Source organism: Psychromonas sp. (assembly GCF_047632955.1).
GTDB lineage: Bacteria > Pseudomonadota > Gammaproteobacteria > Enterobacterales > Psychromonadaceae > Psychromonas.
The window spans coordinates 1-22,870 of the sequence record NZ_JBLIED010000046.1; the positions used below are offsets into that span (position 1 = coordinate 1).

The window sequence follows — 22,870 nt, forward strand, 5'->3', positions numbered from 1 at the left end:
ATTTCCAGCAAATTCTGAAAGTTTGTCACCTCCAAAAACTTCCTTTAATTGCGCCAGATTAATACTTTTATTCTCCCCGTCACCCAACCAGGAACTCACAATAGTTGCAAGTTCACTGTTACCAACCAACTTTCCAACTAACCCGGCAATATCCAATCCCCCCTGGTTATCTCCCAATAGACCCGATAATGCATTACTTGCCTGGTCTTCACTAACAGAGCCTGAAAACTGCTTAGAAAGCAGTGATACACCTAATTTCATTAAATCCACGTTAACCTCCTACTGTATAGAATGTTGCCTATTAAGACCCTTTGAATAACGAACCTAAGAGTCCACGAATCAATTTTCGGCCTACTTGGCTGCCGATGCTCCTCGCAATGCTTTTAAAAAAAGCTTCACTGGTACTCTGTCTCCCTCGCCCACTCGTTTTTACCCTAGAAGGCGCTTCCTTAACAGGTGACGTTTTATCCGTCTCATGCGTACTTTCTTCGACCATCTGCGCGGCGCGTTTAGTTAATAATTCGTAGGCAGATGCTCTATCGAGAGTTTTTTCATATTTATCGGTACAGGGGCTGTGCATTTGTACTTTTGCTTGTTCAGCTTGTTTTGCGGGACCGATCCGCGAATAGGGAGGCTTGATTAATACACGTTCAACAATGCTTGGCGTACCATCTTCGAGCAACGTTGAAACCAGCGCTTCGCCAACGGCAAGTTCAGTGATCACATCGCGCGTTTTAAACCTCGGGTTAGCACGGAAAGTATCGGCTGCAACTTTAACTGCTTTTTGCTCCCTTGGAGTAAACGCGCGCAGCGCATGCTGCACACGATTACCCAACTGGCTAAGTACAGAATCAGGAAGATCGCTGGGACTTTGGCTTACAAAATAAACGCCAACTCCCTTTGAACGGATTAATCTGACGACTTGTTCAATTTTATCGACCAATGCCTTAGGGGCATCTTTAAATAACAGGTGAGCTTCATCAAAAAACAATACCAGTACAGGGATCTCCGGATTGCCTATTTCAGGGAGATTTTCAAACAGTTCAGACAACAGCCATAACAGGAAAGCTGAATATACTTTAGTATTGTGGATCAGCTCATTGGCGGCTAAGATGCTGACGTATCCCTGCCCATCAGCGGTGCTGCGCATCAGATCATCCAACTCGAGCATGGGCTCACCAAAATATTGGCTAGCGCCGGCGCGTTCAAGGACCAGCAAGCGGCGCATAATTGCACCCACCGAAGCAGCTGAGATATTACCGTAAACTGTTCTCAGTTGTGCTGCATTATTAGCAATATGCTGGAGTATGGCTTTTAAATCTTTCAGATCTAACAATAATAAACCTTGATCATCGGCGACCACGAAAGCAATAGAAAGTATGCCTTCCTGCGTTTCATTCAAATCAAGCAGCTGCGCAATAAGTAGCGGCCCCATATCAGAAACCGTTGCCCGGATCGGATGACCTTGTTTACCAAAAACATCCCAAAAGATGGTTGGAACAGCAGCCCAAGTATCTTCCGGTAATCCCAGTAATTTCAAGCGATGATTTACTTTAGGGTGAGGTTTACCAGCCTGACAGATACCGGAAAGATCCCCTTTCACATCAGACAGGAAAACCGGCACACCTTGCTGAGAAAAACTTTCAGCCAAGGCTTGCAGGGTAACGGTTTTTCCTGTTCCCGTTGCGCCTGCGATTAAACCATGGCGATTGGCAAGCTTCAATTCAAGCCTTATTTGGGGCTGTTTTGCGTCTTTAGCGTAACCGACAATAAAGGATTTATTAGCCATAACTTTCTCTGTAACAATAGTTTAATTGCAGCAGATTTAATTCCTGCTCACGACAATTAGTGAGGATTTCAATTGACATTTCAATGGGTAATAATGGGATCAAGAGTTTTAGCTTGATCTATCCATTTTTGTACCGTCTTAGTGCTTGGCACGGTGCGCGTCAATTTCTTTTCTTCATTGGTAGCTTTCATTGCAGCGGCTAAATTTTCGGCATTGCGGTTACGTAACTCTTTAACAGTATCAACACCTGACATCTTCAATAATTCTGAAAACTCTTCACCCACCCCGGAAATTCGCATCAGATCGGCCATATTGGTCCAATTTAAAATTTGCTTTTCTGAGCAGCCGGTAATTTCAGCGATAGATTTACGTCCCTTCTTATCGCAACATTGTTTGAGTAAATCCCCTGTTTTTTTAATACCTGCTTTTGCCAAATTTGCAGCAGTGACAGCGCCAATACCTTCTATCTCTTCTATTTTGTAATTCATATAACCTCCCAATCAATAAAAATGAATTAATACCAATTTATTAAATATAGCAGGCAAATCTATAGCTGATTGCCATATGCTAAAAAAATTGTTGTTTTATTGAGCTATATATAAAACTGCTCCTTCGACATAGATCTGCTAGATACCGACTTTAAGGGTAAGGGCGCCGTTAACCTTTTGATAAATAAAACCAATACCCTGGGTAATGTCGTTGTGGATTACCTAAGGTATTATTCATAACAAGCGTCACGAATAGCAAGATTATCGCACTACTCAATATTGGAAAGATAATAAATAAGTAGCCTTGATGGTGTACTTCTGCACCGCTATTAATGCGTAGCACCAGGCGAGTGTAAGGTACAGATAAAATACAGAGTAGATATGAAAAGCGAAAAAGCCAGTGCTACCAATAGGGTCGTGTCAAAGGGGAAATATTTATAAGTTAATACATCGATAGCCACAGAAATAATATTCACTCAACAGGTTAATGGGCTGAGATAATTCAGCCTGTGGAGCACCATAGATTTATATGGCAGTTGCACCAAATGAAGCAACTAAAATAAGCTATTTTGTAAATTTTCATAACTATGTTTACTGAATATTGTAAGCAGGTAAATCACAATCAATTCCCCTAATCATGACCATCAAATTTTGCACAATGGTTTTCTGGTGAGATCGATTCTCCTCCGGTATTTTTTAAAAATATGTTTTGATCATATATTGCTATTTATCCTATTGTCAGCGCGACGGTTTATATTTCTAGAGCATCACTGCTGAAAGCTATTATTAGCGAAAACAGTAAAGAAGATCACACTATTCACGGATCATTTTTGGCATCGATAATGTCCAGTATTGCATTTTTTTGGAAAACTATTTTACATAAACTTAAAAAGATGTAAAATAAATGCATCTTTATATTAATAGCTGACAAGGTGATTGAAAATGCACATTACCCGTTATACCGATTACTCACTGCGTATTCTGATTTATTTAGCAATCAATAATGAGCGGCTCAGTACCATCAGTGAAATAGCCCAAAGCTATCGTATTTCCAAAAATCATCTGATGAAGATTGTTCAGCAACTTAATGTAAAGGGCCATTTATTAGCGATTCGCGGAAAAAATGGCGGCATAAAATTAAATCGCGCCCCCGCTGATATTAATATCGGCAGCCTGGTACGGGAAATGGAAGTGAGCAACAAATTAGTTGAATGCTTTGGTGATAATAACCAATGCGTGATCACCCCAAGTTGCCAATTAAAGAGTATTTTTGCCGAAGCGCAGGGAAGCTTTTTTAACACCCTGGACAAATATACATTAGCGGATTTAGTGGCTGTTAAAAGACAAACTGAATTAGGTGAATTACTGGCTATTGATGTTTTATAGCCTGAAAGAAACCAATCGTATTACCCGTTCTATTACGTTGAGACCCTCATTATGATCAATATTTCAAACGCTAAAAGCAATATTTCAGCCACTAAACCAAAGATGGCATTTTTTGAATTCGCCTTTCGCCCCTTGTTCTTGCTCGCATCCCTGTTTAGCATTTTTGCCCTGTTAGTCTGGAATGGCATATTAACCGGAAACCTATCGCTTAATCTTTATGGTGGTTCACTCTGGTGGCACATGCATGAAATGTTATTTGCTTTTGTGACAGCCATTATGGTTGGATTTTTATTAACGGCGGTTCAAAATTGGACAGGCGTGCGCAGCATAAACGGTAAAGGATTAATGCTTTTAGTGGCTCTGTGGCTAATCGCCAGAGTACTATTTTTCTTTCCCGATAGCCTTTCTCATTCGCTTATTGCCATTGTCGATATCGCCTTTCTGCCAGTGTCGGCACTGCTCTTCGCTTATCCGATAGTCAAAGTTAAGCTGTGGCGCAATCTTCTGTTTATTCCGATATTATTAATCATGGCCGGCACTAATGCGATGATGCATTACAGTATCGCTGCGCAAAATCCTCAATTAATGAGCACCGCAAGTACTGCAATGGTTTTATTGATTACCCTGATAATGTGTATTATGGGCGGAAGAGTGTTTCCCATGTTCACCGCAAATGGAACAAAAACACCGCGGGTAAACGCCATCGGTTGGCTTGAGAAGCTGGTACTGGGCAGTACCTTATTAGCGGTATTAAGCGTCTTTAATTTTGTCCAACTACCCGCAATTGTGATTGCTGTTATCTTTTTTGTCGCCAGTGCGGCCAATGCACTACGCGCCTTTCGCTGGAAAATATGGGTAACCTTTAAAACACCTTTAGTTTGGTCTCTGCATTTAAGCTACTGGTGTATTGCAATCGGCCTGTTTATGTATGGTTTGTCGCAGCTAACAACATCGGTCAGTCACTCACAGGCGATTCACTCGTTAACCGTGGGTGCCATGGCGAGCATGCTTCTGGCGATGATTTCACGGGTTTCTTTAGGACATACCGGCAGAAATATTGTTGTTGGTAAAGTGATGACCATGGCTTTTATAGCAATCATTTTAGCCTTTGTGATTCGCGTTTTCGGCAGTTACTGGATCAGTGACTATAACCAGGTTATTTCCATGGCAGTGGGATTTTGGGTTATTGCTTATGGCAGCTTTGTGACACTCTATTTCCCGATTTTAATTAAAGCTCGAGTGTAAGATATATTATTAGAAAAACCGATAAAAAATTAGCAAATTTACTATTAATCTAAGGGGAATGTTATGAGCTGTTGTGGACAATGTGGTGGTACTAACCACGAAGAGAAAGAGAAAGAACAAGAAAAGACTGAACAGGAACAGCAAGCGACTCAAGAGTAGCTTATACCAAACGCATCAAATAAGTGATCAGCCTTGCTGGTTAATATCACATATTTAATACACTTGGGATTATTTAAATATAATTAAAAAATCCAGTTGCAGCTTCTGTTACTGGATTTTTTTTGTTTAGGTCTGCTGTAAAATGCTTATGATGATTAAATATAAAGCGCTAATGAGTTAAAACCATAAGCTAAAAAACTGCGCTGTAAGGCGCTAAAATGAGCCGCTTCATCAAAGCGGTAAGCCTTAGTAAAGTAAGCTTGATGATTATTTTCTTTTATTGCCGTGTCATTTTTTCCAAGCAATTGGGTGACCCGCTGCGCAATCGCACTGCCCGAGTCCACTAAGTTAATTTTGTGCTTGAAACAGCCGGCAATTTCTGCTTTTAACAAAGGAAAATGAGTACAGCCCAAGACTACCGTATCGGGCATTTTTTCTAACACTAACCAGGCTGCTAATGCCGCTTCAATATCGGCCTGCGCGATTAATTTCCCGTGCAGCTTTAACTCCGCTAGTTTAACTAACTCAGTTGAACCAATTTTTAATACCTGTTTATCCGCTGCAAATTCATCAATAAGTCGCGCCGCGTAGCTGCCATGAATAGTTGCGGGAGTCGCTAATAAGCCAATCACTCCATTTTTTGTTAAAAATGTGGCGGGTTTGATTGCCGGTACCACACCCACGATGGGAATAGAGAAATGTTCACGCAAAGACTTTAATGCAACGGTGCTGGCGGTATTACAGGCAATCACAATCAAATCAATTTGGTGTTTGTCCACAAATGAACTTAGTAAATACATTAACCGCCCGATAAGAAAATCAGGCTCTAATTCGCCATAGGGGAAATAAGCATTATCAAATAGGTAGAAGTATTTTATAGACGGTGACTGTTTTCTCACCTGTTCAAAGACAGATAACCCCCCTACGCCGGAGTCAAAGATAAGTACCTGTTTTACTGACATTATTGATCCATTTAAATTTTATCGACCGGTCTATTTTAACCTGTTATCAAGCAATTAAGAAATAAAATGAATTTATCTGGTCAAGTTAGTGGTGCTACTTTAAAATTCAAACATTATGTCTGTTACTAAAAGGTTAAAAATGAGTCTGCAATTTGTTGATCCTGAGAATTATGAAACACTGTTAGCCACTAAAGAAGAGCTGCTTAACAAACAATTTGCTACCTTTAACCCGCCTGCTTTGGAAGCTTTTGCATCGCCCAAGTTAAACTATCGAATGCGTACTGAGTTTCGCGTATGGCATGATGGTGATGAACTTTATTACATCATGTTTGATAAAGAGACCAAACAAAAATTCCGTGTGGATCAGTTCCTCCCGGCAAGTGAATTAATAAACGACTTAATGCCGGTCTTGATTGCAGCATTAAAATCTGCTCCGGTGCTGCGTTTTAAACTGTTCCAGGTCGATTTTTTATCTAACTTAAGCGGCCAGGTCATTGTAAGCCTGCTTTATCACAAGCAACTTGACGATAACTGGCTGGTAGAAGCTAACCGCATTAAAGCTGAATTATCAGAGCAGTTTGATATCAACTTCATCGGCCGTGCCAGAAAACAAAAAATATTACTCGATTGTGATTATGTGATCGAAGAATTACAAGTTGATGGTGAAAAACTGCTTTATCAACAAATTGAAAATAGCTTTACCCAACCCAATGCCAGGGTCTGTGAAAAAATGCTGCACTGGGCGGTTGACTGTACCCGCGACAGCCAGGGTGATTTACTGGAGCTGTATTGCGGTAATGGTAACTTCTCATTGGCACTGGCGAAAAACTTTAATAAAGTCTTAGCCACTGAGATAGCAAAACCATCGGTTGATTCAGCGCAGTTTAATATTGCCAAAAACGACATCAAGAACGTCACTGTTATTCGTATGTCCGCCGAAGAATTTACTCAGGCAATCAATGGAGAACGTGAATTTTATCGCTTAAAAGATATCAATTTAAGCGATTACCAATGTAATACTATTTTTGTCGATCCGCCTCGATCCGGCCTGGATGATGAAACGGTCAAAATGGTCCAGCACTACGATAATATTTTATATATCAGCTGTAATCCGGACACTCTGTCGAGCAACCTGGAAGTATTTAGCGAAACCCATGATATTAAACGTTTTGCTTTATTTGACCAATTCCCTTATACCCAGCACATGGAAGCCGGTGTTTATTTAGTGAGACGCTAAGGTTAGGCAATTGCTTCGCTGTTTATGCTTTGATATAGGAGCCAATGACGGTAACCGGGTGCTGCAACATTATTTGTTGCAGTGCCTGATAGACATTAGGATCTTCCTGGTGTCCGTCGATATCAATAAAGAAATGATATTTACCAAACTCTGATTTGGTTGGCCGTGACATAATCGAGGTAAGATTGACTTTCTGCGCTGCAAAGGCTGCCACAATATTGCCCAAAACACCGGGAGAGTCCTTTTCATTTTTAACCACTAAACTGGTTTTATACTGTTGCTTAGGTAAGCGCGGTTGAGGTTTATCGGTTAAGACCAGAAACCGCGTTTGATTATTCTCGTAGTTGGTGACATTTTCCCTGATAAGGGTCTGCTTGTTAGCCAGGTTTAAAGCATGTTGGGGAATGATCGCCCCAGCCCCCTGACCATGCTTTTGTGCAAGTAGCAGAGACTCAATATTACTTTGAGTATTATGCACTTTAATATTTTCTAACTTATCAATAAATTCAGAACACTGACCATGGGCAACAAACTGCACATAAAGATCCGTCAGCTCCGACAACTCTGCACAAGCTGCGACAAAAGAAAATCTAATCGGTAATAAAATTTCGGAAACAACCACTAATTTAGTATCAAAAAGATGATCCAATACAACCTGAACATATCCCTCGGAAAGGTTTTCTATTGGCAACACCCCCATTGCACATTCAGTACCGATCGCAGCAAAGGTTTCAGAAAGACTATTAAAATATTTAATTTCATAGACGCTGTTCTGATTTTGTAAAAATTGCTGGGTAGCTAAATCGGAGAATGTTTCTTTAGGACCAAGGGTCGCAATTTTAGGCATGGGGCACCGGCGAGTAATAAGAGAAATCAGACTGTTCAACAGCTCTTTTAACGTTAACTGCTATAAAAAGAGCCGACAAAAAAAAGGTAAGCATGATGCTTACCTTTTATTTTTTACGCTAAATCCATATTAGATTGTAGCTTTTTCATTGCGTTTTCTTCCAGCTGGCGAATACGCTCTGCTGAAATACCATATCGGGACGCCAGGTCGTGCAGTGTTGCTTTCGGTTCACTTAACCAGCGCGAGCTGACAATATCCTGACTGCGTTCATCAAGGGTTGAAAGTGCCGCATAAAGTTTGTTTTTGGTGTACTGCTGTGTATTCTCAGTTTCCACTACCTGAAAAACATCGGCACTTTTATCTTCAAGGTACTGCACCGGTGCAAATCCGCTTTCATCGTCATCACTGTCGCTCAAATCAAAGGATTGATCCTGTCCGTTTAAGCGTGACTCCATTTCCAGAACGTCTTTAGTACTGACGTTTAAATTTTCAGCCACCGTAGCAACTTCATCGTGGCTAAACCAGCCAAGACGTTTTTTTGCCCTGCGCAGATTAAAAAATAATTTACGTTGTGCTTTGGTTGTGGCAATTTTCACCATGCGCCAGTTACGAATAACATATTCATGAATTTCGGCTTTGATCCAATGCACAGCAAAAGACACTAAACGTACTCCCACTGACGGGTCAAAACGTTTAACGGCTTTCATTAAACCAATATTACCTTCTTGGATTAAATCCGCCTGTGCCAGACCGTAACCTGCATAACTTTTCGCGATATAAACAACAAAACGTAAATGTGACATGACCAGTTTTTTTGCGGCTTCTAAGTCGCCTTCATGAAACAAACGTTCAGCAAGTTCTTTTTCTGCCTCTGCACTGAGCATAGAGAATTGGTTTACGGACTGAACATAAGCTCCAATACTTCCTTGAGGAACTAAACTCATTGAATTATTTGTATTATTCATTGTTACCCTTAATATTTTTTACGCTGCCCTGTACATCAAACATTATGTACTAATTAATATAAAATAGTTATCTTTACACAATAATAAAAGGCTTAAATCAGCATCTATTATATATTATCAAAAAAAAATTTGTGAAAAGTTTTTTATCAGCATCGCTTAGTCAAAATGTTAGGCTTAATTAGCGATTAACATTTTTATTTAATAGGTTTTAGATTCACTTAGGCTCTATTTTAACCAGATACTGTTTCACCGAAATATAGGAAGCAATGAAACCAAGAAATGCAGAGAGTCCAATTAAAATAATAGTTTCCTCCAGATTTAACATCAAAATATCAAATTGACCTTGATATAACCCGACTAAGTTTTCCACCCCAGACTGCAGCCACTGCACCATGGCAAAAGTAAGCAATAGTGCGATACAACCCCCCAACAGACCGTACCAGGCACCTGCGTATAAAAAGGGACGCTGGATAAAACTGTTGGTCGCTCCAACTAATTTTAGTACTTCGATTTCAGCTCTTTGATTTAAAATATTTAAACGAATAGTATTACTGACAATCAGCAATACCGCCATCAGTAATAACACCGCCACTGCAAAAACAATATCCACAACCAGTGATAGGATAGCCTGCAGTTTATCGACCCAATCGGTATCCACCTTAACCAAATCAATTCCCGCTTCGCGTTGCAGCTTAGCCACTAAAAGCTTGCTGCCCGCGCTATTCTTGGCTTTTTCGGTGGGCACAACCACCAGTACACCGGGCAGCGGGTTTTCACTTAGATAGTCAAGCGCTTTAGAAAAACCTGACATCGCTTTAAACTCTTCCAAAGCCTGATGACTGGTAATATAGGTAACTGTTTCAATTTCGTCATATAACCCGAGTTTATTAATGAGTACCTGCACGCGTTGCTCGGATATCCCTTTTTTCAGGAACAAACTGACTTCCGAAGCACTGTCCCATTGGCCGTTCACACGTTCAACATTTTTATAAGCCACCTGAAAAATGCTCGGCAGTGATAACGCCAGACCTAACACCAAAATGGTCATTAATGATGAAAAAGGAGTTTTCCATAATTCACGGAAACTACTGAAAAACTGATCCGTATGTTGATGAATAACTGCTGATACCCGTCCCCAAAAAGACACTTTATTAATGCGCGGTGAGCCGGATAAGACTTTATTTAGCTTTTTTTGCTTAATCATTTCGTTGTCTCAATAATCCATCATTGATCATTTCGCCCTCTTTTAGGGTTAGAGTGCGATAGCGCATTTTTGCAATCAATCCTAAATCATGGGTTGCGATTAAGACTGACATGCCATATTCATTGAGTGATTTAAATAAATCTAAGATTTCTAATGATAATTTGGGGTCCAAATTACCCGTTGGTTCATCGGCAAGCAATAAGGGCGGCTGATTAATAATTGCTCGCGCGATCCCGACCCGTTGCTGCTCTCCACCGGAAAGGTGAATTGGAAAGCTTTCTTCCTTTCCTAACAAACCGACTTTATCAAGGGCTGCCAAACTACGGCGTTTAATTTCGTAACGGCTGTAGCCTTCAATCACCAGTGGTAATCCGACATTTTCCAGTACGGTACGATTCATTAACAAACGGTGATCCTGAAAAATCATACCGATGTGCCGCCGCAAGTAAGGAATATCGTTGCCTTTTATATGACTAAGGTCATTACCGTTTAAAACAATACGCCCGGTCGTTGGTCTCTCCATTAAACTGATCAGTCTTAGTAGAGTACTTTTCCCGGATCCCGAATGTCCAGTCAAGAACGCCATCTCACCCTGTTTTAAATGAAAATCCACCTGGTGAAGCGCGGTGTAATCCTCTGTATAGACCTTGCTGACGTCCTCAAATAAAATCATAATTATTTATTACCTTGTTCAGTCTCTTCCTCTTTCGAAAAAAGAGCATCAATAAACTCACGAGCATTAAATTCCCTTAAGTCGTCAATTCCTTCGCCTGTTCCAATGTAACGAATAGGGAGTTTATACTTATCGGCAATTGAGAAAATAACCCCCCCTTTTGCTGTTCCGTCTAGTTTAGTTAAGGTTATACCGGTAATGCCCACTGCTTTATTAAACAAATCAGCCTGGCTTATCGCATTTTGGCCAGTACTTGCGTCAATAGTCAGCATAATTTCATGGGGAGCACTGGAGTCTTTTTTACGCATTATACGAACCACTTTGCTTAGCTCATCCATCAAATGGTCTTTATTTTGTAAGCGACCGGCAGTATCTGCGATTAACACGTCAACGCCTCGTGCTTTAGCCGCATCCATTGCATCAAACAATACCGAGGCACTATCGGAGCCCGTTTGCTGCGCAATAACCGGGATATTGTTACGCTCACCCCATACCTGTAATTGTTCAACGGCGGCAGCGCGAAAAGTATCACCCGCGGCTAACATCACTGATTTTCCCTGCTGTTGATATTTTTTAGCCAATTTACCGATAGTGGTGGTTTTACCCACGCCATTAACGCCGACCATCAGTATAACGTAGGGCGATTTAGTTTCATCTATCACTAACGGCTGTTCAACTTCCTGCAATATATTGGAAAGATCATCTTTTAACAGTGTATATAATGCTTCGGCATCTTTAAGTTGTTTACGATTTGCTTGTGCGGTTAATTTATCGATAATTTTTAATGTTGTATCAACACCAATATCGGCAAGGATCAGTTGCTCTTCTAACTCTTCAAAAAGATCATCGTCAATTTTTTTCCCTCGGAATAAAGAGAACAAACCACTGCCGATACTTAATCGAGTTTTGGTTAAACTTTGCTTGAATCGTGCGAAAAAACCGGGTGCTTTGTGTTCCGATTGTTGTTTTTCAGTTGATCCTTTCCCGGCTTTGAGCTGTTGAGCGTCGAGCTGTTGAGCGTCGAGCTTTTCAACTTCTAGCCTTTCAGCTTCTAGCCTTTCAGCTTCTAACCTTTCAGCTTCTAACCTTTCAGCTTCTAACCTTTCAGCTTCTAACCTTTCAGCTTCTAACCTTTCAGCTTCTAACCTTTCAGCTTCTAGCCTTTCAGCTTCTAACCTTTCAGCTTCTAGCCTTTTGGCTTCGACCCTTTCGGCCTCTAACCTTTTAGCTTTGAGCCTTAGATCTTTAAGCTGCTGAGCTTCTGACCTTTGCGCTTCGAGTTTTTCCGCCTCAAGACGTGCTTTATCTTCATCCTGCGTTATTTCTTGGGGTGTTTTTTTTTCGAACCAGGAAAATAGACCTTTCTTTTTTGTCATTAATTAAAAACCTTACTCACAACCAATTTAGGCTGCTAAAATAGCAGCATCTCAGAAATTCTTAAACTACCGGAATAAATGTTTTCAAGTAGTTTATGGCTCTATATTAACACCTTATCGTCGGACTAAAAATTATATGGGTAGAAATCATCAGGTTAAATATCACGAAAAAAGCACAAAATCGCTTAAAGACGGCTTTATTCGATTAATATCCGGAAAATGGCGCGGTAAGAAACTACCGGTACAAAATAAAGAGGGTTTACGCCCGACAACGGATCGTACTAAAGAAACCTTATTTAACTGGTTAATGCAGGATATTCGTGATGCAAATTGTCTGGATTGTTTTAGCGGTAGCGGCAGCCTAGCCTTTGAAGCATTGTCTCGTTATGCGAAAAATGTGACCTTGTTGGAAAAAGATAATCAAGTTGCGAGTCAATTACGTGAAAACTTAACAACATTAAAAGTGGATAATGCCACCCTGATAGAAACTGATTCTATTCACTATTTACAGCAAGCCGCCAGTCAACAGTTTGATATTGTTTTTATTGATCCTCCGTTTTTTAAGGGATTACTTCAACCCTGCTGCAATGCCTTGGAGACAAATGCTTATCTGGCTGAAAAGGCATTGATCTATATTGAAAAAGAAACCCTGTCGACGGATTTCAGCGCGCCCGAAAATTGGCAGCTGTTAAAAGAGAAAAGCACTGCACAAGTGTCCTATCAACTTTATGTGCGCGGATAAACAGGGCTGTTGTATAACATCGGAAAGATATATTATTGATGGCTATGCTGTTTTTCCATTTAGCGGATAAGCAGCAGTTATATTCTGCTCGAATTAATTTCCATCATTCACGCCATACAATTATTGACGGCGCATTTTCAGGAAAAATAGAATTAATCAAAGCAGATGGAAAGCAGATAATAATTAACAAAGATCTTCTGTTGCTAGGCTAATACCTTGTTCTGATTCTACAAACTTACCTTTAGCGGTTAAAAAACCAACTAAGTCTGCGCTGCTCAAATCACTGTCCATACAAGTATGGAAACGCGCATCGGCGCCAAAGTTAAGTGCTATCTGTAATTGTAATTCTGATCTTGTATAAGTTTTACCACTGTCTGCCATCATCTGCATCACTTGATGGCCATGGATTGATTTACTCATTTGCACCCCTTTAGAAAAAGCTATAAGGGTTAATATAACCCAGTAAAAAAGTCTGGTAATGATATTGAACAATATTGATCATTTAACAGCAAGTATAAGCTGCGTTAGCTAAGTCATTTTATTACCCATTGCCCGACAGTATTTTGAATATATTGACCTTTAGGTGTTTTTTTAATGGCTTTCTCTCCCGCAAGCACCGAGACCTGATCAATGCTCATGGCATTTTTTTCTGCTATCTGTTTATACACGGCAAGGCGCTGAGTGTTAATACTGTTGACCAGTTCTTTCACTTCAGGAGAAGCCTCAATCACGCCCAATAAACCGTCCATTTGTTCACCGACCAATCCCTGCTGCTTGGCATCGGACAACTCGATAGCAAATACCGAGAAACTCAACATCAGGGTGAGCATCAAAATAATTTTTTTCATTTTCATTCCTAATTTATTATCAATTACGTCTAAAACAGGCCACTTTCATCGTTGAAGATATCATCTAACTGTTGATCAACTTTAACCCGAATCTGATGATCTATTTTTACATTTAAATTAATTGTAATAGGTTCGCTCGGCATTGCCAGCTCCACGCGCGGTGTACATGCGGACACCACAACAATCAACGGAAATAAAATAACAAGTCGTTTTAACACTAATATTTCTCCTGTATTTGACGCGTTAGTTGATCAGAGAAGCGTAAACTTTCTAATAATTTTAAAATATTTTCACTATGAGTATAATTAAATTTAACCGGTTGTTTTCCACTCACATCGGGACTCATACCGTGAATTTCAGCGTTAATATCCATTTCGCCATCTGCAGTATAACCTATCCTTCCCTGCAAGCTATCAAACTGAAAATCAGATAATAACCGTAAAGTAAAGGCAAATGCAGGTTGGGTGCGGGCCATCTTTTTCACCACGTCATCCTGCGGTATCTTAATATATCCACCGGGTGCCCGCGCAACAACCACCCCTTTTTCGACATTAACTCCTTCGGAAGTTAATGTTAACGGTAAAACACCGTCAAGCAGCCCGATTGCGGAAATCGCCGGATAGGCACTGTATTTAATTATTTCACTCAAACTTAAACCGGAAAAATGTATCGCACTGCTGCTTTGAGGTTGTAATTTAAGATTTTCAAGGGTTACCTCTCCGTCCAATAATCGCGCCTTAAAATCATCAATAACGGTCACTCCGGCGCTGCTATGGGCATTTATCTGAATCGCCTCGATGGGTACGCCGACAAACAAATTATCCAGCGTCAACTGCTGTTTTCCCTGTTTGATATGCACGGTTGCATTTTTAAGTTCAAAATCGCTAGTGCTGTTGAACGCCAAACCAGTAAATAAAAGAGTGTCTTTTTGTCCTTCGATATTCTGTCCCTGCAGTGAACTTTTCAGATAACCGCTTTTTGTTTGCAAATTATATGCGCCATTTAACTGGTAATTAATTGTTCCCTTATCAACGGACCAATTTTGCACTTCAGGCAGATAAGTCTGCAGCCCGTCAATAACAGCGGGAGCTGAAAGTTGTCCTTTTTTTATGTTAACCGTGAGGTTGTTGGCTTTATACTTAAGAGAGCCGGCAATAGCGCTGTTTATTAAAGAGGCAGACCAGTCGGCATGCAGATCATTAATATTACCCAGTGCATTTATCTTAACCCGCAACGCGGGAAATTTTTGCGTATGAGTTCGACTGCCTAATTTTATATCCGGATTTTTAGCCGGCTCAATTTTTGTTTGCACAGAGCCGCCGCCGATGCGCAGGTCTACAGGCAACGTTTGAATATTTATAACCTTAGATAAATTTATGCGCGCAGATTTTGACAGTGTCAGCTGAACGTAGGGTGCTTTTAATAGACTGTTATTGGTTAGCGCATAATTCACTTTGCTTAAACCAATGTCCATTTTTTGTAAATTCAGCTGCTGGCTTAAAATATTTATATCACCGGCCAGTTTGAGCACTGTTTTTTCAGCTAAAGGAGTCATCTCGCCGCTAGATGTTAAAACAAACTGCCCCTCTTCCCATTTATTTAAATCGCCTGCATAGCTAAAGGTCAATGATCCATTGATTAACGGACGATAAGCTTCGGGCAGTTTTATATATTGAAGCAATTTTTCTGATTTAAATTCTGTTTTTAAGTGAAAATCTCTCTTTAAAAGATCCACATTGAGCGTTAATTGCCCGGATTCATTGAATAAACGAATAAACAGCGCTTGTTTGGTTTTATTAAGATGCACATTAAAGGACAGTTTTTTATTAAGTTGGTCGGATTTTAATTTAACCGATTTAACCACTATCTCAGTGTCGGGCAAACGCGCCAAAAAGGTTAAGAATCGGGCGAGTTGAGCCGCAATTTGAGGTTTTTTTAGGCTTAATGCTGAATTTTGCGGTGTATTTGAGGATTGGCAGTTTAAGTCCCAGTCAATAAGGCCGATAGAGCCGTTGATCTTGTCTTTTTCTTTAACTACTCGAATATCGCTAATCTGATTTTGCGGGCAGTGAATATCAGCTTGGAAACTTTTTAAACTACCGGAAAGAAGAGGAAGCCAGGTTAAAAAAAACACTTCCTGTTGTTTGCTTTGCGGCAGTTCATTGGCGTTAACTAATGGACTGCCGAAAAGCAGCCCGCAATAGCTAAAAAAAATAAAAAAGTAAAACGTTCTGCTACAAAGAGCGCTCAAAAGGGCTATTGCACCCACTCAATAATACCATTTGCTTTTTTACCGTCTTCACTCACTACCAGCCACTTAATATGTTTCTCACGCATCAGATCTTCAGCTTCGGTTAAACGCGCATTCGGAGAGATAAAACAGGGCGAGCTGTTCATTAATTGCTGCGCAGTACAGTCTGGAACGCTTTCACCTGAAATCAGGAAGCGACGCACATCACCATCGGTGATCACCCCCTGCAGGTTACCCTCATCGATAACTAAAGCGAGACCGGTACGCGTTTCTGTCATCACCATTAGAGCATCCGTCAGAGAGGTTTTTAGCTGGACGAAGGGTAATTTTTCAGTGCGCATCTCATTTTTAACAAAAGTGAGCAGTCGCTTACCAAGACTGCCTCCCGGATGAAAACGTGCAAAATCCATTGGCGTGAAGTTTTTCTCCAGGGTTAAGGTCGAGGCCAACGCGTCACCAATCACCAAACTTAGGGTGGTCGATGTTGTCGGCGCTAAGTTATTCGGACAAGTCTCTTTTTCCACACTGGCATCTAAAACCACATCGGAATTTTTAGCCAGGGTAGAATGTAAACCGCCGGTGATAGAGATGATTTTATTACCGGAGTTCTGAATTGATGGGATAATTTTAAGCAATTCATCTGTTTCACCGCTGTATGAGATAAGCAAAAGCAGATCATCTTTAGTGACCATACCCAAATCACCATGAAAAGCTTCGCCGGGATGCATATAAAAAGAAGGCGTGCCTAGCGATGCCAGAGTGGCTGATATTTTTTTACCAATATGCCCTGATTTGCCCATTCCGCAGACGATGATCCGACCGCTACAGTTTTTCATTAAAGCTAACGCTTGCAGATATTCGTCCCCCAGGCGCTGACAGTGGGACGTTAATGCTTTGCTCTGTACATCAAATACAGTGCGCACTTCTTTCATTAATTGGGACGTTGATAAAGTAAATTGTGTCATATACAAACCTCGAGATTATTTCAGCTAAGTTTACGCTTGTGGTTGTATTTTAACAGAAAAAATTAGCACCGATAGTGCCATTAAAAAGCGTTGAATATCCGCTCTAAAAATCAGCTTAAAAGCATGCTTGCAAAGATAAAAACAACTTTATTATTTTTTGCAAAATAGTGATACCTACCATTGAACTGCAAGGCAAGCTGACATTTTACTTGTTGTAGTTATTCCTTAAAATAATTTCAGCTGTAATCAATTCCCCTGATTTTTCATTCACGTTAAGCTCTGATAAACAAACTCGAAGATTCATATGAAAAATGCCTCCAGATAGTTGATTTAACTTTATTTTATCGTCCACTAAACATTTCATCACGAAACAAAAACAACCTTAAAAATCTGAAAAATAAAACAAAATTAGGTGATTATTTGATGTTTTTCTTATTACAACTTGAGTTTTGCAGGAAAAATGATTAGAGTACTAACAATTTCACAGTCTATTCCATCACCTGATGATGCTCCATAAAGGATGTTATTCATGCCAACTATGTTAGAAGTCCAAAACCTCTATAAGGTATTTGGGCAGTCTCCAGAAGAAGCCTTCCCTTTGATTGAGCAAGGGCTCGGCAAAGATGAAATATTTGAAAAGACCGGGCTGACCGTCGGTGTTAAAGATGTCTCTTTAACCATTAATGAAGGAGAAATATTCGTTATTATGGGGTTGTCCGGTTCCGGAAAATCCACACTGGTCCGCCTTTTAAACCGTTTGATAGAACCCACCAGTGGTAAAGTATTATTTAAAGGTAAAGATATTGCCCGTATCTCTACAGAAGAGCTGCGTCAAGTGCGTCGCAAGCACATCTCTATGGTATTCCAAAACTTCGCCTTAATGCCGCACATGAGTGTTATTGAGAATGCCGCATTTGGCCTGGAGCTGAGTGGCGTTGCCATTAAAGATCGCCATCAAGCGGCACGTGACGCGCTAACCCGCGTGGGTCTTGAAATGCATTGTGAATCCTACCCCGATGAACTTTCCGGCGGCATGAAACAGCGCGTCGGCTTGGCGCGCGCCTTAGCCAATGACCCGGATATTCTGCTGATGGATGAAGCCTTCTCAGCCCTTGATCCGCTGATTCGCTGCGAGATGCAGGATGAACTGATCCGCCTGCAAAATGACGATAAACGCACCATTGTGTTTATTTCACATGATCTGGATGAGGCAATGCGCATCGGCGATCGTATCGCTATTATGCAAAACGGCGAAGTGGTTCAGGTTGGTACGCCCGATGATATTTTGCAGAATCCTGCGAATGATTATGTCAGCTCCTTTTTCAGTGGAGTCAATGTGGCAACCGTCTTTTCTGCTAAGGATATCGCCAAAAAAACCCCGGCTGCCGTGTTTAAGAAACATGACAATGACAGCCCCGCCGTGGCAATGCAGTTGCTGCTTGATAATGAACGTGACTACGGAGTCGTCCTTGACCGTACCAACCGCTTCACCGGCATTGTGTCGACGGATTCTTTGCGTATCGCCAAGAAAAATAACGACACACTCAGCAGTGCACTGCTTGAAAATACTATCACCATCAAACCGGATCTGTCGGTCAGCGAATTAATTGGTCAAGTGGCCGCGGTGTCCTACGCCGTCCCCGTTGTTGCTGAAGATGGCACCTACCACGGGGTGATCACCAAATCACGCTTATTACAAATTTTAGATAGGGAATAATCATGGCAATAGAAGCAACGACTCAAGCCGCAGCAGCAGCTCCAGCCGATCCCTGGGCCACTGCCGCAGCAGCAGCTCCGGCCGATCCCTGGGCGACAGCCTCCTCTGCAGCCTCGACCGCAAATGATTGGCTAAGCGCCACCACCCAAGTAGAGCCCTTCGATTGGTTGCATCCCTTTCAGGAGGCTATTATGCCTTTTGATCACTGGGTTGAAACCGGTCTTAACTGGTTGGTCGTTCACGGCCGCCCGATATTTCAAGCCGTCCGCGTTCCTATTGATTTGATTCTCACTTCATTTCAAAGTGCACTTGTGTCAACACCCGCTCCGATCATGCTGCTTATTCTAGCCTTGATTGCCTGGCAACTGGCCGGTCCACGCATGGGTGTTACCTCTTTCTTATCTTTGATTGTTATTGGTCTGGTCGGAGCCTGGTCACAGGCCATGGTGACGCTCGCGCTGGTCATGACCTCGGTATTTTTCTGTTTTTTAATGGGATTACCCCTAGGGATCTGGTTGGCGCGCAGTCAATCAGCAGCGAAAATAATTCGCCCGATGCTTGATGCGATGCAAACCACCCCGGCTTTTGTCTATCTAGTGCCCATTGTGATGCTCTTTGGTATCGGTAATGTTCCGGGTGTTGTGGTAACCATTATTTTCGCCTTACCGCCCATTGTCCGTTTGACTATTCTTGGGATTCAGCAAGTTCCGGAAGAGCTGATCGAAGCAGGACACGCCTTTGGTGCGAGCCCCAAACAGATGCTTTATCGAATTCAACTGCCCTTGGCGATGCCAACAATTATGGCCGGCGTAAACCAGACACTGATGTTGTCACTGTCGATGGTAGTAATAGCTTCTATGATTGCCGTAGGCGGTCTGGGACAAATGGTGTTACGCGGAATAGGACGACTGGATATGGGCTTGGCAGCCGTAGGTGGCCTCGGGATTGTTATTCTTGCCATCTTGCTTGACCGTATTACCCAAACTATAGGTAAAAACAATCGCGATCAAAAAACCCACTGGTATCAAACTGGCCCCGCATCACTGATTTATTTATTACTGAAAAAAATCACCCACAATAAAGCCGCAAACTAGGAGAATATAAATGAAGTCTATACACAAGACAATACTGACCACGGTAATGGCTGTTTCAACAACCCTCTCATCCGCAGCCTGGGCTGAACAACTGCCAGGCGACGGTGTCACCGTTCAGCCTATTCAATCCACTATTTCAGAAGAAACCTTTCAGACCTTAATTGTCAACAAAGCAATGCAGGCACTTGGTTATACTGTCGAAGCCACTAAAGAGGTTGACTATAACGTCGGTTTCACTTCGATTGCAGCGGGTGATGCCACCTATTTAGCCGTCGACTGGGAACCATTGCACACTTCGAAATACGAAGCTGCAGGCGGCGATGAAAAATTTTACCGCGAAGGTCAATACGTCGCGGGTGCCGGACAAGGGTATCTAATTGATAAAAAAACCGCCGACAAATATAACATTACCAATATCGCGCAGCTCAAAGATCCAAAAATTGCCAAACTCTTTGATGCCAATGACGATGGCACGGCAGACTTAACCGGATGTAATCCGGGATGGGGTTGTGAAGGGGTTATTGAACACCAGCTTGATACTTTTGGCCTGCGTGAAACAGTAACCCATAATCAGGGTAACTATGCGGCTATTATCGCCGATACTATCGCCCGTTATAATAAAGGCGGTTCTATCTTTTACTACACTTGGGTTCCTTACTGGGTGAGTGGTGTATTGGTCCCGGGTAAAGATGTAGTGTGGTTAGAAGTCCCATTTTCAGCACTTCCTGGCGAACGAAAAAATGTTGATACCACGCTATCTAATGGAAAAAATTACGGTTTCCAAATGAATACCATGCATATCGTCGCCAACAAAAAGTTTGCAGAAGCAAACCCTGCAGCCGCAAAACTGTTTGCTATTATGAAACTCAATATCAATGATATCAGTGCTGAAAATGTGATGATGTCTAAAGGCGCTAATAAACCAAAAGATATTGAAGCCCATGCCAATGGTTGGATTAAAGCCCATCAGAAACAGTTTGACGCTTGGATTGAAAGCGCCAAAAAAGCGGCAATGTAATCATCATCTGCTAGTAATTAATAAAATAAAAAATAGTTAGAGAAAGTAAAGATACAGAGGCTACTGCGCTAGCCTCTGTTTTCAAGAAGAGGAGTTTTCCATGGAAACAAGTGATCAAGTATTGGTGGCTATTCGGCAAATTATTCGTGCCAGCGATCTGCATTCCAAAAAGCTCAGTAAAGATTTTGGCCTGACCAGCCCACAATTGCTCTTAATGCGTAAGATTAAATACGATGATAATGTCACCATTCGTCAATTATCGAAAAAAACCAATATGAGCCAGGCAACGGCAACAAGTATTCTCGATCGTCTGGAAAAGCGCGGCTGGGTAGTACGTATACGTAATCAGCTGGATAAGCGTAAAGTACAAGCGCAGCTCACCGAATCCGGTAATAAAATATTAGCGGGAGCGCCCGGTATATTACAACCTGGCTTTCTGGAACAATTTCAGTCGCTGGAGCCTTGGGAACAAAACCTTATGTTGTCTTCATTACAACGTTTATCAAGCATGATGAACGGCACAGACTAGAGCCCGAACTTTTGCAAACCTAAGATCGGCAATTTAAGAATCCCCTACTTTATCGGCATCTTTTAATTAGCAGCTCAGCTTTACCTGCCTGTTGAATAAAACACTAAAAAAAACAGCCACAATAGCGGCTGTTTTTAGTCTAATCTGGCGTCTGCTTAAACTGAAAGGCAGTCAAACTCAACGATAGTATCAACGTCAGCTTCATAATCAACACCATCTAGAGCAAAACCGAAAAGTTGCACAAATTCTTCTTTATATTCTTTATAATCGGTTAACTCAAACAAATTTTCCGTGGTGATCTTCGGCCATAATGCTTTACAAGCCTGTTGAACATCATCACGCAGTTCCCAGTCATCAAGACGTATACGACGAGCTTGATCTGTTTCCGGTGCACTGCCGTCTTGTTTGAAAAGTTGGGTGGTAAACAAACGATAAATCTGCTCCATACAACCTTCATGAAGCCCTTTCTCTTTCATGATTTTAAAAACCATGGAGATATACAGCGGCATAACAGGAATAGCTGAGCTTGCTTGGGTGACCACACTTTTTTGTACCGAAACATAAGCTTCACCCTTAAGGGGGGCAAGCTGCGCCTGAATAGCGGTTGATGCACGGTCTAAATCTATTTTAGCTTTACCCAATGCGCCATCCCAGTAAATTGGCCAGGTCAACTCGGTACCAATGTATGAGTAAGCAACGGTTTTAACACCTTCAGCTAATACACCTGCATTGCCCAGTGCACTTAACCATAGTTCCCAATCCTGTCCGCCCATTACAGTCACGGTATCAGCCACTTCTGCTTCTGTTGCCGGTTCAACGGTGGCATTGATGATCACATCTTTATTGGTATCAATGGCCGTTGAAGCGTAGGTTTCACCGATTGGTTTTAAGCTTGAACGAATCACTTCGCCGGTATCGGGTAATTTACGAACCGGCGCTGCAACTGAATAAATAATCGCGTCTATTTGACCCAGGTCCTGCTTGATTAATTCAACCACTTTAGCTTTTACTTCATGGGAGAAGGCATCGCCATTGATACTTTTAGCGTATAAACCATCCGCTTTTGCCTGTTTTTCAAATGCTGCGCTGTTGTACCAACCTGCAGATCCGGGTTTCTTTTCCGTTGCCGGTTTTTCGAAAAACACCCCAATGGTTGAAGCATCGCTGCCGTATGCTGCGGCAATGCGCGAAGACATACCGTAACCTGCTGAAGAACCAATCACTAATACACGTTTAGGGCCTTTTGCAATTTTTCCCTGTTTTTTAGTGTATTCGATTTGTGCCTGTATATTCTTTTCGCAGCCCACTGGGTGAGTTGTTGTACAAATAAAGCCACGAATCTTGGGTTTAATGATCATAATTTAAGCTCTTCTAA

General features: G+C 41.5%; 22 protein-coding genes and 1 pseudogene. 8 read left to right on the forward strand and 15 right to left on the reverse strand.

Annotation, left to right across the window (positions count from 1 at the left end):
- The 3 genes and pseudogenes from ACJAZP_RS17500 to ACJAZP_RS17510 form a co-directional block, all read right to left on the reverse strand.
- A pseudogene (locus ACJAZP_RS17500) lies at nt 1-270 on the reverse strand (hypothetical protein); the annotation flags it as partial.
- Nucleotides 271-301: 31 nt separating this feature from the next.
- Nucleotides 302-1,789, reverse strand: a complete 1,488-nt coding sequence (locus ACJAZP_RS17505) for a helicase HerA-like domain-containing protein (RefSeq protein ID WP_415232032.1) — start codon at nt 1,787-1,789, stop codon at nt 302-304.
- Nucleotides 1,790-1,869: 80 nt separating this feature from the next.
- Complete coding sequence (locus ACJAZP_RS17510; RefSeq protein ID WP_415232033.1) at nt 1,870-2,277, reverse strand: DUF4332 domain-containing protein; 408 nt, start codon at nt 2,275-2,277, stop codon at nt 1,870-1,872.
- Between the two features lie 942 nt (nt 2,278-3,219).
- On the opposite strand from ACJAZP_RS17510, the gene ACJAZP_RS17515 reads away from it, so the two are divergent.
- Both ACJAZP_RS17515 and ACJAZP_RS17520 read left to right on the forward strand, forming a co-directional pair.
- Nucleotides 3,220-3,663 carry an RrF2 family transcriptional regulator gene (locus ACJAZP_RS17515; protein WP_415232034.1) on the forward strand — a complete coding sequence of 148 codons (444 nt, stop codon included), beginning with the start codon at nt 3,220-3,222 and terminating at the stop codon, nt 3,661-3,663.
- A 51-nt stretch (nt 3,664-3,714) separates the two neighbouring features.
- Nucleotides 3,715-4,908 carry an NnrS family protein gene (locus ACJAZP_RS17520; protein WP_415232035.1) on the forward strand — a complete coding sequence of 398 codons (1,194 nt, stop codon included), beginning with the start codon at nt 3,715-3,717 and terminating at the stop codon, nt 4,906-4,908.
- Nucleotides 4,909-5,222: 314 nt separating this feature from the next.
- Here the strand turns inward: ACJAZP_RS17520 and murI are convergent, their stop codons facing one another.
- Nucleotides 5,223-6,029 carry a glutamate racemase gene (gene murI, locus ACJAZP_RS17525; RefSeq protein WP_415232036.1) on the reverse strand — a complete coding sequence of 269 codons (807 nt, stop codon included), beginning with the start codon at nt 6,027-6,029 and terminating at the stop codon, nt 5,223-5,225.
- Nucleotides 6,030-6,168: 139 nt separating this feature from the next.
- Between murI and trmA the strand changes: the two genes are divergently transcribed.
- Nucleotides 6,169-7,266, forward strand: a complete 1,098-nt coding sequence (trmA, locus tag ACJAZP_RS17530; RefSeq protein WP_415232037.1) for a tRNA (uridine(54)-C5)-methyltransferase TrmA — start codon at nt 6,169-6,171, stop codon at nt 7,264-7,266.
- A gap of 22 nt (nt 7,267-7,288) precedes the next feature.
- Here trmA and ACJAZP_RS17535 read toward each other — a convergent pair whose 3' ends face one another.
- The 5 genes from ACJAZP_RS17535 to ftsY all read right to left on the reverse strand — a co-directional run bounded on the left by ACJAZP_RS17535 (nt 7,289) and on the right by ftsY (nt 12,331).
- Nucleotides 7,289-8,113 (reverse strand): prephenate dehydratase, encoded by an 825-nt coding sequence (locus ACJAZP_RS17535; protein WP_415232038.1) that lies wholly within the window; start codon nt 8,111-8,113, stop codon nt 7,289-7,291.
- Between the two features lie 113 nt (nt 8,114-8,226).
- On the reverse strand, nt 8,227-9,078 hold the full coding sequence (gene rpoH / locus ACJAZP_RS17540) for an RNA polymerase sigma factor RpoH (protein WP_415232039.1): 852 nt from the start codon (nt 9,076-9,078) through the stop codon (nt 8,227-8,229).
- A gap of 214 nt (nt 9,079-9,292) precedes the next feature.
- Nucleotides 9,293-10,282 carry a permease-like cell division protein FtsX gene (gene ftsX / locus ACJAZP_RS17545; protein WP_415232040.1) on the reverse strand — a complete coding sequence of 330 codons (990 nt, stop codon included), beginning with the start codon at nt 10,280-10,282 and terminating at the stop codon, nt 9,293-9,295.
- Nucleotides 10,275-10,955, reverse strand: a complete 681-nt coding sequence (gene ftsE, locus ACJAZP_RS17550) for a cell division ATP-binding protein FtsE (protein WP_415232041.1) — start codon at nt 10,953-10,955, stop codon at nt 10,275-10,277. The genes ftsX and ftsE overlap by 8 nt, the downstream gene beginning before the upstream one ends.
- Nucleotides 10,956-10,957: 2 nt before the next feature.
- Nucleotides 10,958-12,331 (reverse strand): signal recognition particle-docking protein FtsY, encoded by a 1,374-nt coding sequence (ftsY, locus tag ACJAZP_RS17555; RefSeq protein WP_415232042.1) that lies wholly within the window; start codon nt 12,329-12,331, stop codon nt 10,958-10,960.
- 136 nt (nt 12,332-12,467) lie between these two features.
- Here ftsY and rsmD point away from each other — a divergent pair, with 136 nt between their 5' ends.
- Nucleotides 12,468-13,073: a 16S rRNA (guanine(966)-N(2))-methyltransferase RsmD gene (gene rsmD / locus ACJAZP_RS17560; protein ID WP_415232043.1), complete on the forward strand. Its 606-nt coding sequence runs from the start codon at nt 12,468-12,470 to the stop codon at nt 13,071-13,073.
- Between the two features lie 183 nt (nt 13,074-13,256).
- Here the strand turns inward: rsmD and ACJAZP_RS17565 are convergent, their stop codons facing one another.
- From ACJAZP_RS17565 to ACJAZP_RS17585, 5 genes are all read right to left on the reverse strand, one after another.
- Nucleotides 13,257-13,493 (reverse strand): YecH family metal-binding protein, encoded by a 237-nt coding sequence (locus ACJAZP_RS17565; RefSeq protein ID WP_415232044.1) that lies wholly within the window; start codon nt 13,491-13,493, stop codon nt 13,257-13,259.
- A gap of 113 nt (nt 13,494-13,606) precedes the next feature.
- The gene (locus ACJAZP_RS17570; RefSeq protein ID WP_415232045.1) at nt 13,607-13,921 is read right to left on the reverse strand and encodes a YdbL family protein; all 315 of its coding nucleotides are present in this window, start codon (nt 13,919-13,921) and stop codon (nt 13,607-13,609) included.
- 29 nt (nt 13,922-13,950) lie between these two features.
- A complete protein-coding gene (locus ACJAZP_RS17575) occupies nt 13,951-14,139 on the reverse strand; it encodes a YnbE family lipoprotein (RefSeq protein WP_415232046.1) in 189 nt (62 codons plus the stop codon).
- Nucleotides 14,139-16,190 carry a YdbH domain-containing protein gene (locus ACJAZP_RS17580; RefSeq protein ID WP_415232047.1) on the reverse strand — a complete coding sequence of 684 codons (2,052 nt, stop codon included), beginning with the start codon at nt 16,188-16,190 and terminating at the stop codon, nt 14,139-14,141. The genes ACJAZP_RS17575 and ACJAZP_RS17580 overlap by 1 nt, the downstream gene beginning before the upstream one ends.
- Entirely contained in the window at nt 16,178-17,137 is a 960-nt protein-coding gene (locus ACJAZP_RS17585) for a KpsF/GutQ family sugar-phosphate isomerase (protein ID WP_415232048.1), read from the reverse strand. The genes ACJAZP_RS17580 and ACJAZP_RS17585 overlap by 13 nt, the downstream gene beginning before the upstream one ends.
- A 529-nt stretch (nt 17,138-17,666) precedes the next feature.
- On the opposite strand from ACJAZP_RS17585, the gene proV reads away from it, so the two are divergent.
- From proV to ACJAZP_RS17605, 4 genes are all read left to right on the forward strand, one after another.
- The gene (gene proV / locus ACJAZP_RS17590) at nt 17,667-18,854 is read left to right on the forward strand and encodes a glycine betaine/L-proline ABC transporter ATP-binding protein ProV (protein ID WP_415232049.1); all 1,188 of its coding nucleotides are present in this window, start codon (nt 17,667-17,669) and stop codon (nt 18,852-18,854) included.
- Nucleotides 18,855-18,856: 2 nt separating this feature from the next.
- Nucleotides 18,857-19,948: a glycine betaine/L-proline ABC transporter permease ProW gene (gene proW, locus ACJAZP_RS17595; protein WP_415232050.1), complete on the forward strand. Its 1,092-nt coding sequence runs from the start codon at nt 18,857-18,859 to the stop codon at nt 19,946-19,948.
- Nucleotides 19,949-19,958: 10 nt separating this feature from the next.
- Entirely contained in the window at nt 19,959-20,966 is a 1,008-nt protein-coding gene (proX, locus tag ACJAZP_RS17600) for a glycine betaine/L-proline ABC transporter substrate-binding protein ProX (protein WP_415232051.1), read from the forward strand.
- Nucleotides 20,967-21,066: 100 nt separating this feature from the next.
- The gene (locus ACJAZP_RS17605) at nt 21,067-21,495 is read left to right on the forward strand and encodes a MarR family winged helix-turn-helix transcriptional regulator (protein WP_415232052.1); all 429 of its coding nucleotides are present in this window, start codon (nt 21,067-21,069) and stop codon (nt 21,493-21,495) included.
- A 155-nt stretch (nt 21,496-21,650) separates the two neighbouring features.
- Here ACJAZP_RS17605 and fabV read toward each other — a convergent pair whose 3' ends face one another.
- A complete protein-coding gene (gene fabV, locus ACJAZP_RS17610) occupies nt 21,651-22,853 on the reverse strand; it encodes an enoyl-ACP reductase FabV (RefSeq protein WP_415232053.1) in 1,203 nt (400 codons plus the stop codon).
- Nucleotides 22,854-22,870 lie beyond the last annotated feature (17 nt).